8 protein-coding genes and 1 pseudogene are annotated in these 13,691 nt (G+C 37.6%); 6 read left to right on the top strand and 3 right to left on the bottom strand.

The annotated features are described in order from the left end of the window. Positions 1-199: 199 nt before the first annotated feature. The gene (locus AACW45_RS23265; protein WP_190635221.1) at positions 200-553 is read left to right on the top strand and encodes a helix-turn-helix domain-containing protein; all 354 of its coding nucleotides are present in this window, start codon (positions 200-202) and stop codon (positions 551-553) included. Between the two features lie 1,971 nt (positions 554-2,524). On the opposite strand, the gene AACW45_RS23260 is transcribed toward AACW45_RS23265, so the two are convergent. Together AACW45_RS23260 and AACW45_RS23255 are read right to left on the bottom strand one after the other, a co-directional pair. After that, on the bottom strand, positions 2,525-3,661 hold the full coding sequence (locus AACW45_RS23260; RefSeq protein WP_190635218.1) for an integrase: 1,137 nt from the start codon (positions 3,659-3,661) through the stop codon (positions 2,525-2,527). A gap of 119 nt (positions 3,662-3,780) precedes the next feature. Further along, a pseudogene (locus AACW45_RS23255) lies at positions 3,781-4,047 on the bottom strand (hydrogenase); the annotation flags it as partial. 1,028 nt (positions 4,048-5,075) lie between these two features. On the opposite strand from AACW45_RS23255, the gene AACW45_RS23250 reads away from it, so the two are divergent. The 3 genes from AACW45_RS23250 (at position 5,076) to AACW45_RS23240 (ending at position 6,707) form a co-directional block, all read left to right on the top strand. After that, positions 5,076-6,053 (top strand): hypothetical protein, encoded by a 978-nt coding sequence (locus AACW45_RS23250; protein WP_190635216.1) that lies wholly within the window; start codon positions 5,076-5,078, stop codon positions 6,051-6,053. A gap of 169 nt (positions 6,054-6,222) precedes the next feature. Beyond that, positions 6,223-6,474, top strand: a complete 252-nt coding sequence (locus tag AACW45_RS23245) for a hypothetical protein (protein ID WP_190635213.1) — start codon at positions 6,223-6,225, stop codon at positions 6,472-6,474. Positions 6,475-6,482: 8 nt separating this feature from the next. Next, complete coding sequence (locus AACW45_RS23240; RefSeq protein ID WP_190635211.1) at positions 6,483-6,707, top strand: hypothetical protein; 225 nt, start codon at positions 6,483-6,485, stop codon at positions 6,705-6,707. 25 nt (positions 6,708-6,732) lie between these two features. On the opposite strand, the gene AACW45_RS23235 is transcribed toward AACW45_RS23240, so the two are convergent. Further along, positions 6,733-6,888, bottom strand: a complete 156-nt coding sequence (locus tag AACW45_RS23235) for a hypothetical protein (RefSeq protein ID WP_190635208.1) — start codon at positions 6,886-6,888, stop codon at positions 6,733-6,735. Positions 6,889-6,930: 42 nt separating this feature from the next. Here AACW45_RS23235 and AACW45_RS23230 point away from each other — a divergent pair, with 42 nt between their 5' ends. After that, on the top strand, positions 6,931-7,770 hold the full coding sequence (locus AACW45_RS23230; RefSeq protein ID WP_190635206.1) for a NifU family protein: 840 nt from the start codon (positions 6,931-6,933) through the stop codon (positions 7,768-7,770). Positions 7,771-8,495: 725 nt separating this feature from the next. Further along, on the top strand, positions 8,496-13,118 hold the full coding sequence (locus AACW45_RS23225; RefSeq protein WP_190635204.1) for a tetratricopeptide repeat protein: 4,623 nt from the start codon (positions 8,496-8,498) through the stop codon (positions 13,116-13,118). Positions 13,119-13,691 lie beyond the last annotated feature (573 nt).

The raw sequence follows: 13,691 nt of genomic DNA, 5'->3' as shown, positions 1-13,691 counted from the left end.
ACTAACTAGTATAAAAAGTTCATAAGTCTCAAAAACAAGGCTGATGACTTTTTATCAATTCGACAAAATCTCAATTGACTGATTATTTAGTCACATATGTCTAATATGTTGGACGCTTATTCTTAGTAATTTACCGCATTAGGTACAGTCTGATTAGCTTTGACACTAAAATCACACCGAAAACGTATAAAATCTTAATATGGCAAACAAGGCAGAAAGATTAGCACAATTCATTAAAGGGCTACGAGGTACTACATCACAACGTCGTTTCTCTCAACAGTTGGGTGTGAGTAAGTCTTGCGTGAATTTCTGGGAATCTGGTTTGGCTTTCCCTGATACAGGAAATCTAGAGAAGCTAGCAGCATTAAAAGGATGGACGCTGGCGGAACTGCAAACCTACCTGGTAAAAGGAGAGTTGCCGTCTGATGACACATTACAGCAGATTATTACTAAATTGCGATCGCTCCCCACAGAGGCTGTTGCTCAGGTAGCATCTGCGGCAGTAGAAACATTAGCCAGCAGAAGCCAGTCAGTGCAGGCAGTGATCAAGTAACTTTGACTTGGGTGAACATCACTGATGTCCGCTGTCATATTGTTTATTTTCAGAAAGTCTTTGTGGCAATGTAATCAGTCGCTTTCTGACGACACTTTAGTCACCATACAACAGTTTTTAGCGATAGCGAGTTTTAAACCATCGTTATCTTGATGGGTAAGTATGCTTAACTGCAAAGTAGTGAATCTGGTTGTCTGAAAACTGTTCTTAAGTGGTACTAGTAGACGTTTGTTACGGTTGAATAATTGACGTTGCAAAGAGATTCCTTTGTCAGCGATCAAAATACGTACTGCCAGGGCACGGGTTTTTCTACTCTTCATCATGATTTAATTTTGTGAGTGTTCAGTAATTTTTGCCCAGTGCGGTAGTCGTGCTTAAATACACGAATGCTTCCCTGTATGAGAAATAATTGAACGATTTTCTTTGTTGTGTTTAATACTTATTACAAGATTTTGCCTAGCCTAAATCCTAAAAAAATCTACCTAAAGTAAGAAATAGAGTTTATTTATCCCTCGCTATATCTTTAGATAGATGCAATAAGTATATTGTTGTTTTGGAAATTGAATATATTTTATACAAACATTTATGAGGTGATTTTCAATATAACTACACAAACCATCATGTGGTTAATTGGCAAAATCATCTTTGACAAGTTCTACTCAAAATATAGATCCTAAAAACTTGCAGAAATACTTATGGGCAAGGACATTAACCTTAGATTTTTTATATGAAAATCTAACAAAATTTAATTACTAATTCATTCTAAAATCTACTTGGTAAAAATACTCATTGTAATCTGAATATGTAAATAATGAAACAAAGCTGAAGCATAATATACATTTGCATAAAAATCTAATTATTTTAGATACAAAAAATTGTCAAAATCAAGATAAGTGTGTATAAATAATTAAAGGTGTATGGTTTCGCTCCAAATTCATTCAGTTAAGTGCATTTCATTCCAATTGTATCGATCGACAATTCTTCCTATGCTGTTCGATGGGGGTCTAACTGCAACATGAGAAAGGGTTGTTTTTCGCCTAAGTTTGTTACTTAAAATACATCAGATATCTCCTGCAAAACTTGAGACACAGGTTGACGTAGCCTATGTGTATGACTTAAGTAGTAACAATTTCCTGGTGGAGTATGGTAATTCATTGTGGCATATGCGAATTTTATTTACGCTCTTGTTGTGATGAATTGTAGTAAGCATAACGATTTTAAAGATTTCCAAAAACGAATCTAGTTTTAAAATCAAAAACAACTTCAGGAGGTTCACTTATGTCTTTTATTAATAAATGTATTTACTGAGGACAAGAAGTTAAGTAGGCGATCGCAAAAGGAAAACCAATTTTCTTTGCAGGAGGGGAAGGTGTCGGCGATACCCTCTGGGACTAAAGTTTAGCTGCCACTACAATGCTTGAAACCGGAAGCACGATTGCATCACGGCAGTTGGTACTACAGAGCCTTTATTCGATGCCTTCATCCAAAAAACCATGATTGGGGCAGTGAGAAGAGTTTTTAAGACCGGAGCGAAACACGATAGTAACAGTTGGCGATATTCTCAGTGACTGTTTCAATCTTGAATTTTCGAGATAGGACAACCATTCCAGTTTAGGGTGATTGATGCCCTCAAGTCTTTGGGGTGGTTAAAAAGTAAAAGTAAAAATGCGATCACTATGCTGACCTTCAGTTCGCAACGAACCCAAACATTCCCCAACTTCAGCTAACTTGGGAAAAGTGCTCCCTTCATACCCATGAAATTAAAAAATAAGCCAACGATAAGACCCGAAGACTTACTGACAATTAGTCAAGCTAGTGAAAAGTTGGGTAAAGGATTTTCCTATAAGTCGATCCAACGGAGAATTGCGGCTGGAGATTGGATCGAGGGTATCCACTTCATTGATGATGCACCCAGCTATTCAAAATTAAGAAGCATCAAAATAAATTTACCAGCCGTCCTCGAATGGCGTTCTACTCCAGCGGCTGAACGTTAGGTGCTTTGGGTTTTCCTTCTCCAAAAACATCAGTTTCAAACTTGGATCGATAATATTTTTCGTCGATCCAAGCTCGGTAAGTGTTGCAGTGTATCGCTTCTGAATGCCCCATTAACTTCGCAGCTCGGTTGGTGGGGATATCAAACTCGAAGCACCGCCGCGCATAGGCATGTCTCAAATCGTATGCCCGGAAACTTAATTTGCTGTCCCAAAACCACCTAGCAACTCTTTGTCCCGGTGTTCTCCCTCTGTCGTGGTTCTGAGACATTGGGGGGTGAATTACATTACTCAAGTTCCAAGCATCAGCCCATTCCGGGTACATTGGGTAAGCTAGCCGTTCTCCTGTCTTTGTATCTGAGGACACACGAAGAATGGGAAACTCTGACATATCCAGGGTGAAAACTTCGTGCGATCGCAATCCGTATGTAGCGAGCATTGCTACCAACCAACGCCAACCGGGATGTTTAATTGAGTTAACAGCAGTGGCAATTTCTTCATCACTCGGTAAATTTCTCGGATTAACCGACCTTGGCGAATAATTACCTGTCAATTCTCGAATCTTATCCACACCACCAATACCGGCAAAAACGGCTAATCGCGCCATTGAATGGCAAACTATTTGGCGAGTTTTGGTGTCAGGACTTGTCGATGCGATCGCAGCTAGTATCAAGTCTAAACTTAATGGTTCATCCACACTAGGGAATTTTGCAAAAGCTCTGATAAATGAATCATTCCAAGTTCGCAGAGATTTACGATTTTTCTCAACCTTGTTCCAATGGTCAAGCTCAAACTTTTCTATCCAAACAGATACCGACTCTAAATGCTGCTCGTTATCTTCATCTTCCTGCCAATCAGACCAATTAAAAGTCCCCAATTCCAACTGGGCACTAACAATTTTAGCCTTTTGCTCTGCTGCTTTTACCCCTGCATAACTTGCTTTAAAGCCTAAAAATAATCGTTGCTGATAAGGTTTAGGTTTCCCAGATTTCGGCTTCGGTGGAAAAGTCCCACGCAATAACAAGGAATTACCCCGTGATTCCACCGTAACTCTTGTGCCACCAGCCTTTAACCGCGAGTTTAGCTGCTTTAACTCTCTAGTAATATCTAGTCCCATAAGTGCCTAAATAAGTGACTAATACTGTACTATTTTGTCAGTAAATGACTAACTCAGACCGTTAAGATACTTTGAGGACAAGGCAATTAGAGCAGTAGTTCTAGGGTTTTCACTAGTATGGCAAAGCGGTTCCATTCGCCTGTGCCGTTGGGGGCGTTGACAACAGTACCTTCAAATACCAAGATGTCTAGAGGAATCTTTCCGGAAATACAATCGCGCAGTAGTTGTTGTAAGTTATCGCCCAGTTCCAACCCTAAGGATGGATGCCACAGCAATTTGATGCCAAAATCAGCAATTAAATCGCATACTGTCGGTTCTTCGGCGTTCAGGAATGAAATGGTATTACCTGAACAAGCACCACCCTGTAGCCATAGTACATTAGTCATCGGCTATGTATTTTTTTACTAGTTATGATGCATGAAACAGGTGATAAGGATTGTAGCGATATCACCTGTTTCTCAATCTTTATTTTTAATTTAATCTATTTTTGCTCAAATATTCCTGATTCAAAGAAAAATTATTGTGAGTACCAATTGCAGGCGTAAAAAAATAAATTAGATTGTGATAGTCATAACATAATTTATATCGAAAACAGGGATAATAGATAGACTAATATTATATTTTCAGCAAAAATTAAGTTGTGATTTTTAAGTAAATTCCAGGCATGGCAAGTATATTAGGGATATAGCATAGTAATTGCTGGCTAATAAGAGTTGTATTTCTATACAAATAATTAATAGCTATTTGCTGACATATATTTAGAAATATAGATAAAATAAGATTGAAAGCAGAATATTAAAATTGCTGTATTTGTTAGCAGTTGATACAAATTAACTTAACGAAGTTTTAAGGTATTTAAAACTCTCATGAATATTGGCATTTTCCCTCTAGAAATTTGCCAACAGATTGTTTTATATTTTAGATGCTTGATAAATTCAATCCTCAGATTGTGCAGTCAACGACTGGCAACAATACCAGACGCTCAAAATTCTGGCTACTCTTTTTCTTGCCCAGTCTAGATTTATCATCCCTATTGGTGTGAAGAGAGTCTTTCCCTAGTGAGGAGAGACGTAACGAGGAGGAGAAAAAGACAGGGAGCATCCCAAATGTGCAAAAACGCCCTCACCCTATAAGGGTAGGCAGGCTTTGTTGGTATAGCAATACCCTTCTAGGGTATTGCGTCAAAATTGGGATGCTCCCAAAAGACAGGATGAGATTGGGGAAAATCAGGGAGTTTCGCTGAAGAGATTCACAATCTGCGTAAATCGGCTGAGTATGTATAGCCCTAGATGAGACAGGTTTTCCTGTTTTCAAGATATCAATTCGCTCAAATTCATCAATTTTGAATTTTGAATTGGTATCACAGATGGGCGTTGAAAAAATTCAATTCCCCAACGGCCAGATTACGGTAGTTATGACCCCTAGCACAAGAGATTCAGTAGTGACAGCAGCAATTGCAGCCATTGCATCAGAGTCAGCAACTACAGCAGAAAAAATCCAGATGCTGATAGAGACGGCGCTAGGTTTGCAAAAGCAGTCCCCAACTACCAAACAATTGCGGAATGCACTTTCCCTATGTTACCGAGCCTATGAAATGTGTACAGAGGACTATCCCTTACTCAAAGCCAAGGCGCAAGTGGGGATGGCTAAGACATTACAGAGGATTCCCGATGTAGGGGCGCAATTGCTGGTACAAGCGAAAATTGGCTATGAAGAGGCATTGCCAATTTTACAACAGTTAGCTTCGCCAATAGAGGTGGCAGAAGCACAGATGAATTTAGGGTTAGTGTTGCAATCACTGGTACCCTTCAATTTGGCGCGGATAATAGACTGCGTCAAAGCTTATCAACAGGCTTTGCAGGTATTTACTTGGCAAGATTATCCCCAAGAGTACGCTATCTTATACAACAATATTGCGATCGCCTATCTTTCTCTACCCCTAGCCTCAGAACGGGAATATTTTTGTCACGGGTTAGCAGTACAGTCATTACAAGTAGCGTTAAAGCATATTCAGCTAATCGATCATCCCCAAGAATATGCCATGTTACAGAACAACTTGGGCAATGCTTGGCAGTATTTCATGCTTTCCCATCCTTTAGAGAATAACTTAAGAGCGATCGCAGCTTACGACGAAGCTTTAAAAGTCTGTAACTCCCAAGATATGCCTCTGGAATACGCTAACACAATTTCTCATAAAGCCAACGCCCTCTGTAAACTACCCGATAATATCCAACAACCACAAGCCGGTAATTTGCACAATCTCCTACAGTCTCGTGCTTACTATCAAGAAGCTTGGGAAATTTTCAGCCAAAACCAACAGTTAAAAGAAGCACAATTAGTTGCCCAATCTCTTAACGAAATTGTTGCAGAAATTACAAATCACTATTTATGAATAGTTAGATTTTAACAGTTATCAGACATTAACTTGTGTACTGTTTACAGTTATAACAATCCTGAAATATTCATGAAAAAGCTAAAGCTATTTTCATGTAGAAGTTCGCGACTTCAGCAGGATTGTGACAAAAATCAAAAAATAATAAATATTGTCTAGGAAACTAACAATGCTAGGTGTTGCGAGCAATTTTTTCAGCAGTTTCTCATCTGGAGAAATTAACATTAGTACCGTATTGTTGTCCTTACTCATAGCCACTGTTGCAGCCATGCTAGGCGGTGCAATTGGAGGAATGCTATTAGCTGGAAAAGATATCGGTTATAAATTTTCAGCCACATTAGGCGGATTATTTGGCCCTGCGGGTGTGATTCCCGCAGTACTTTTAGGGCTAGCTGTACTAAATTTATTTAGCAATTTCTAGGAGGTTTTATGTTTGAGCTTGGGTGGTTATCAGCTAAGTTATTTTTTAAAGGAAAATTATTCCGCGATCCCATACATTTTGTGCAACAGCTATCAATTGGTATTACCATAGGTTGCGTTATTTTAGTTGTCTTTGCCCAAACTGCTATGCCTTTTTGGCTACCAATTATTATATCTAGCTTAATCACCGGCATAGCCATGCCATTTTTATTGAAAGACTTCAAAATGAAGTAAATGGTCAATGGTCAATGGTCATTTGTCATTGGTCATTGGCATTAATAATAACTGGTTTATCTGGACTTTGACTTACAGTACGCGCTTCGGGGCATGGCAGTGCCAGTGCCCCTACAATCAACGATAATCTGTATCTCACCAACTGGCAATCTGCTGTATAATTTTTTGGTTCACAACCCATCTGGAATTGCTGTATTGACAAATGACTAATGACAAATGACTAATGACTAATTTAGAAGAATTGGTACAAGAAATTAACCGCTTTGAAGAAATTATTGCTGAGTGGGATGAAAGTCAAAGGTGTGTAGTTGTCGGGTTAAAAAGAGCAATTGAAGACTTACATAAAACAGCTTTAAAACGTTTAATAAAAAGCTTTAAGGAAGAATCTATATCAGCTTTGCGTCATGCTGTTGATGATGAAGTGGTATATGCAGTTTTGCTATATCACGAATTAGTCAAACCACCTACACCACCTTTAGAAAAACGCCTACAAATAGCCCTAGAGGAAGTAAGGCCAGGTTTACAAAGCCATAATGGTGATATAGAACTAGTCGCAATTAAACTACCGGATACAGTAGAAGTGAGACTGACAGGAACTTGTAGTAATTGTCCTGCTTCTACTTTAACTTTATCTCAAGGAGTTGAACAGGCAATTAAATCTCATTGTCCAGAGATTACGCAAGTTATTGCTGTTAGTAGTGGGGCTAGTGCTGGTAGTTCTACATCTAACTTAACTAGTCCATTTCATCCAAAAATAGGCTCTACTTGGATTAGAGTTACAACTGTTGAGCAAATTCCCGAAGCTGGTGTGTTAGCAGTTAAAGTTGCGGGACATGCATTTATTCTATCTCGCCAAGGCGATCGCATTAGCTGTTACCATAATGCTTGCTCTCATCTCGGCTCTACGTTGGATGAAGGTAAAGTAGAGAATGGAATTATTACTTGCCCTAACCACGGTTTTCAATATAAGTTAGCAACTGGTGAATGTTTAACGGTTCCTGAAGTTGGGCTTCAGTCATATCCGTTAAAAATTAAAGAAGGTAAAGTTTTTGTACAGTTGTGATAAATGGGCATTGGGCATTGGGCATTGGGCATTGGGCATTGGGCATTGGGCATTGGGCATTGGGCATTGGGCATTGGGCATAAAATAAAATAATGTTCTGTTCCCTGTTAGATTTGATAAATTATACCAATTTGAAAAAACAATACAACAGATGGTAGGGGCATGGCATATTAGTAAATAGGGGACATCCAATTTTTTAAATACCCAATAAATTTGTAGTGCGTAAAGCCTTCGGCATAGCTTCGCTTAACGCGTAGCGTGTCCGAAGGACAAACGTCTCGCTCGCTTTGGAACATCAGCGAGCAAGACTTCGGCGTGAGCGCTCAGTCGAACGCTGCTCGCACTACGGAATATGGGTAATTTATTTTTTGTAAGTCCCTAGACCATGCTGTAGGGAACATCGACAATCTTTTGGTACATACAATAATTTTACTGGTGCCGTGCCCCTACGACTCGCCCCACAAGCCTTTTACCCCACCCCTTAATTCCCTCCCCGTAAACGGGGAGGGGACGTTTTGGCTTTAGACAAAACTGGGGTGGGGTAACGCGGATGTTGATGATAGACGCACTAACTGCGGAAAGCCCTTAGTTTTAAAGTCATCACCTCTAGCTCTACAATGCGTAATTATGCTGAGGTTAATTTTCTATTTTTGCATAACCTACCCTGCATCAAAGATATAGAAGATTAACCAATCAATTGAGAGTCGCTATCTAGAGGATTTGTGATGTCTAACCGTTTGAAATACGTAACCTTTACCGCCTTGTTGTTATCTTTGAGTGCTTCTGTGGCTTTAGCTGTAAATCCGTTGGTAGTTAAGCATACATTGGCACAAGTCGCAAGTTCTGCTGACAGCAAAGCGGAAGCGGATAAGTTATTTCAAGAAGGTTTACAGCAGTATCGGTTTGGGGAATATCCCAAGGCGTTGCAAACATATCAACGAGTGTTGGAGATACGGCGAAAATTGGGCGATAAGGCAGGAGTTGGACAAACTCTCAATAATATAGGACAGGTTTATAATGGGTTGCTTCAACAGGACAAAGCCTTAGAAGTTTTACAGGAAGCGTTGACGATTCGTAGAGAAATTAAAGACCATGCTGGAGAGGGGGAAACTTTAGATAATATTGGTGGGGTTTACCTGGCTTTATTTAAAGAAGAGGAAGCTTTAAAAACTTTACAGCAAGCTTTAGAAATTCGCCGCGAGGTAAAAGATAAAGCCGGGGAAGCAGTTACTCTCAGTCGAATGGGATTTACTTATACTTTCTTGAAACAACAAGATAAAGGCTTGAAACTTTTACAACAAGCCCTGGTAATGCATCAAGAATTGGGCGATAAATTTCAAGAGGGATTTACTCTATTTAGGATAGGAGTAGCTTACGACAACATAAATGATTATCCTAATGCATTGGATTGGTTGAATAAAGCTTTAGCTGTGAATCGTGAAATAGGAAACCGTGCTTGGGAAGGTAGAAGTTTACTCCAGATAGGATTGATTTATTTTTATACAAAAGAATATGACAATGCATTGAAATTTTTTCAGCAATCATTACCTATCATTCAAGCAGCAGGTATTCGTTATTCTGAAGCTAGTATTCTCGCTACTATAGGAGATAGCTATTTTATTCAACAAAAATATGATGAGGCTATTAAATTTTATCAAAAAGCATTACCTATAGCTCGTGAATTAAAAAGAAAGTCTCTTGAATCTGAAGTACTCACATCTCTAGGAGATTGTTATAGAAGGCAAGAAAAATATGACATAGCTTTAGAGGTTTATCAGCAGGCTTTACCATTAATGCGTGAAGTTAAAAATAAACCTGAAGAAGGTAGAATTCTCTTTCTCATAGGAACAATTTATAATTTGCAAGGGAAATCTGAACAGGCGCTCGAAAATTTACAAAAATCATTACCTATCGCTAGGGAGATAAAGAATCAAACACTAAAAGCTAAAATTCTTGCTGAAATTGGACATACTTATTTTATTCAAAAACAATTTGATAGGGCAATTGAATTTTATCAGCAAGCATTAGCTCTTGAACGACAACCACTTAATAACCGTGTTGTACAACTGGATATTTTAACGCAAATCATGCTGTTATATGGGTTAAGTGCTAGTGAGGCTGGAAGAAAAAAAGATTATACTCGTGCTATAACCCAAGAAAATCAAAAGCTTAACTTAGTAGCAGAAGCCTTAAATATTGCCAGAGAACTCAAAGATTCAGCAGCAGCAAAAGAAGTGATGAGGATACAAAGTCAAGCTTATTCTTCAATAGGTTATTATTACTTGAATCTTCAAGAATTACAAAAAGCACAAGATTTTATTCAACAAGGGTTAACAATTGCACGACAGTCTGGAAATTTAAAAGCCGAGAGGTATGCTTTATCTTATCTTGGTGGAGTTTACATGGCTCAGGGAGATAACACCAAGGTAATTGAAGTAGGTAAGCAAGAATTAGAAATTGCTCGGCTACTGAAAGATCCTATCTTGGAAGTAGGAGTTTTATTAGGACTTGCTAATACGTATAATCTTTTGGGAGATTATGAACAAGGTATTCAATTTTCACAACAAGCTTTAACAAAAGCAGAAGAAATTGATATTCAGAAATTACCTGAACATCTTCAAGAGTATGCTTTGGGAAGAAAGCCAAGTGCTTTAGGAACTTTGAGTTTAATTTATACAAATCTTGGAGAATACGATAAAGCTCTAGAATTTGCCCAAAAAAGTTTAAATTTGGTACGAAGTTTGAAAAAGCCTAAATTGGAAGCTAAGGCATTGATTGATATAGGCAGTGTATATAATACTAGCCAAGACTTCCAAAAAGCAATTGAATTTACCCAACAAGCTTTGAAAATAGCAAGAGAAATTAAGAATACTGATTTAGAAGCAGAAGCATTAAAAAAACTCAGTGCTGCTTATACAGGGAAGGGAGATTATCAGCAAGCTTTAGATTCTGCACAACAAATATTAGTAATTGCAGAAAAAACGCAAAATTTAAATCTGAAAATAGATGCTTTAGATATTCAAAGGCAGATTTATACTAACCAAGGCAATTATCAGAAGACTTTAGAATTATTTCAGGAAGCTTTGAAAGTCGCTAAACAAGATAATAATCCCTATTATGAATGGTTAAAACTATTAGAACTTGGAGCATTCTACAATAGCTTAGGCGATTATCAAAAAAACATTGAATATCTGCAACAAGCACTCTCGTTAGCCAAGAAAATGCAAAATCCTCAGTTTGAGGGTACTACATTATTTGTTCTTGCTTACAGCTATTTTGGCAAGGGTGAACCACAAAAAACAATTGAATTTGCCAATCAAGGTTTAGCTATTTTACCAAAAACTAAAACAATTTCACTTGAAATAATAGGCAATCTTGTACTTAGTTTGGGTTATGGTGAATTAAATAACGAGCAAAAAGCTATCGAAGCAGCCCAAGCTAGTTTAGCATTGGTGAGAAAAGGCAAAAATCCTAATGATGAAAAGACTGTACTTACAGTTTTAGGAAATTTACAGCGTAAGTTTGGTAAAAAGCAAGAAGCTATTCAAACATATAACCAAGCTTTAGCAATTAAAACTCAAGCCAAAACTGTAGGTACTGATTCAGGAATCTATGCAGGTTTAGGTCGTGTTTATGCCGATTTAAATCAGCCGAATACGGCAATTCCTTATTATAAAGAAGCAATCAACCGCATTGAAGAAGTACGGCGCGGGATTAAATTATTAACGCCAGAGTTACAAGCTTCTTTTTTACAAACAACTGTAGATTTTGGCTCAGTTAAAACTGAGGATATTTATCGTCAATTAGCCGATTTATTATCCTCACAAGGTAGAGAAGCTGAAGCACAACAAGTAATGGAACTTTTGAAAATTCAAGAACTAAATAATTTTGCGCGTGAAACAACAGGTACTAGTAAAATCACAAACTTAGAATTAAGTAATACAGAAAAGCAAATTATTACCAAACATGGCACATTAATCGCTTTCGGTAATCAGCTTGCTGAGTGTAAAAAGAATAAATGTTCTCAGTTAAGTAATTTAATAACCCAGCATCGACAACTAACTGAAGAATTCAACTCATTAATTGAAAATCTGAAAAATCCTAAAAATTCTGAAGTTGATAAATCACGAATTAAAGATGTATACGATCGCACTGATGATTTAATCGCTAGCGCTGAAAAAATACTAGCTGCACCTAAACAACCAGATGGGACGGTACTGATTTATCCCTTAGTACTCAAAGATAAAGTCCGCATACTTTGGGCTGCAAAAGGTGGTGTTCTTAGTAGTAAGGTTTGTCAAATTGGCGAAAGTGAACTTACCAAAGATGTTAGTAATTTTCGGAGATTACTCCAACAACCAGATAGTGATATTACTCAAGTAAAGGCAACAGGTAAAAAGCTGTATGATTGTTTAATCAAACCGATAGAATCAGAACTAAAAGCAAACAAAGTTAAACATTTAGTGTTTGTTCCCGATCGCGCTATTAATTATATTCCTATGGCGGCGCTGTTTGATGGGGAAAAATATTTAATTGAAAATTATAGCGTTGTATCTGTGCTAAATGCTGGATTAACAGATGCTAAAGATACCCTACCTCCACAAATCCAAGATACACAGGTTCTCGGTTTGGGTTTATCAAATCAAGCAAAAACTCCTGATGGTACATTTTCTGCATTAAATTATGTACCAATTGAGTTAGATGCGATTGTAAAACAAAAACCCAACGATAGTACAGGAATCTACCCTGGTACAAAATTTCTCAATCAAGCTTTTACCAGAGATGCGCTGGAAAATAACCTCGATGGACGCAATATTTTACACATTGCTACTCATGGTTTATTTAAAGCTGATAACCCAGAAAAATCATATATCCTTCTAGGAACAGGTGTACCTTACCCAATCACACAAATTAAACATTTACAAAAATTGCGCGAAATTCATCTTGTAGTGTTATCTGCTTGCGAAACAGCTTTGGGAGGTTCCGATCAAAATGGGATAGAAATTCAAGGTATGAGTGCTTATTTTCTCAGAGATAAAGCAAAATCGGTGATGGCTTCTTTATGGGTAGTCAGCGATCGCAGTACTGCTCAACTCATGCAACAATTTTACAGTAATCTCGCCAATTCAGCCAATTCAAAAACACGCATAACTAAAGCTGAAGCATTACGCCAAGCACAATTGAGCTTACTCAATAGTAATAAATCTACAGGTGAAAATACTGGTAACAGTCGTGGCATTTTTGAGCTAATCAACCCAGATATATCGTCAAGACATGAAAATAATACCAGTGGTTATTCTCATCCTTATTACTGGGCACCATTTATCTTAATTGGTAATGGACTTTAAAATAATTCGTAATTCGTAATTCGTAATTACCTATAGTGAAAATGCGTAGGTTGGGTTGAGGGACGAAACCCAACAAACCCCCGGTAATGTTGGGTTTCACTCCGTTCAACCCAACCTACAATTTATCTGGGGAGCTAGGAATTTGGAGAATTGCATCAAACAATACAGATAATTATCTAGTAGCAATTTACTAAGATAATGTAGCGGATTTTTGATGAGATTTAAAATCTATAAATTAATAATTAATTTATATTTTTTTTGATGCAAATGGGCTATTTAAATGTATTTATACATCAAAAAATCCAGTAAACGATCTAATATCAATCTAATAGGATCGTGTAGCTTAAATAGCAGCGCTATCCCAGATATTAATCAATAATTAAATTGTGTATATTTTGGTTAAAATCTGCTTGATAAGTCTAGAATTTCTGGCGTGACTTACTCTAAAGTAGAAGCAACTTTTACGCTGAGAAATCTATTGCGGCTAACCTCAGTCAATTTAGTAGGTAGAGAACGGAAAATCTTCTGACTGATACTGCCTAGCTTGCTTGAGTCGAGAATACTTGCAATTTT

This window comes from Calothrix sp. FACHB-168 (assembly GCF_963889195.1).
GTDB classification, from domain to species: domain Bacteria; phylum Cyanobacteriota; class Cyanobacteriia; order Cyanobacteriales; family Nostocaceae; genus Aulosira; species Aulosira anomala_A.
The sequence above is the reverse complement of the archived record's forward strand: the minus strand, read 5'-3'. Positions and strand labels throughout refer to the sequence as shown.

What these genes read in the sequence shown, in the direction of transcription:
- AACW45_RS23265 (WP_190635221.1), top strand. Translation starts at nt 200, where the DNA reads ATGGCAAACAAGGCAGAAAGATTAGCACAATTCATTAAAGGGCTACGA.
- AACW45_RS23260 (WP_190635218.1), bottom strand. Translation starts at nt 3,661, where the DNA reads ATGGGACTAGATATTACTAGAGAGTTAAAGCAGCTAAACTCGCGGTTA.
- AACW45_RS23250 (WP_190635216.1), top strand. Translation starts at nt 5,076, where the DNA reads ATGACCCCTAGCACAAGAGATTCAGTAGTGACAGCAGCAATTGCAGCC.
- AACW45_RS23245 (WP_190635213.1), top strand. Translation starts at nt 6,223, where the DNA reads ATGCTAGGTGTTGCGAGCAATTTTTTCAGCAGTTTCTCATCTGGAGAA.
- AACW45_RS23240 (WP_190635211.1), top strand. Translation starts at nt 6,483, where the DNA reads ATGTTTGAGCTTGGGTGGTTATCAGCTAAGTTATTTTTTAAAGGAAAA.
- AACW45_RS23235 (WP_190635208.1), bottom strand. Translation starts at nt 6,888, where the DNA reads ATGGGTTGTGAACCAAAAAATTATACAGCAGATTGCCAGTTGGTGAGA.
- AACW45_RS23230 (WP_190635206.1), top strand. Translation starts at nt 6,931, where the DNA reads ATGACTAATTTAGAAGAATTGGTACAAGAAATTAACCGCTTTGAAGAA.
- AACW45_RS23225 (WP_190635204.1), top strand. Translation starts at nt 8,496, where the DNA reads ATGTCTAACCGTTTGAAATACGTAACCTTTACCGCCTTGTTGTTATCT.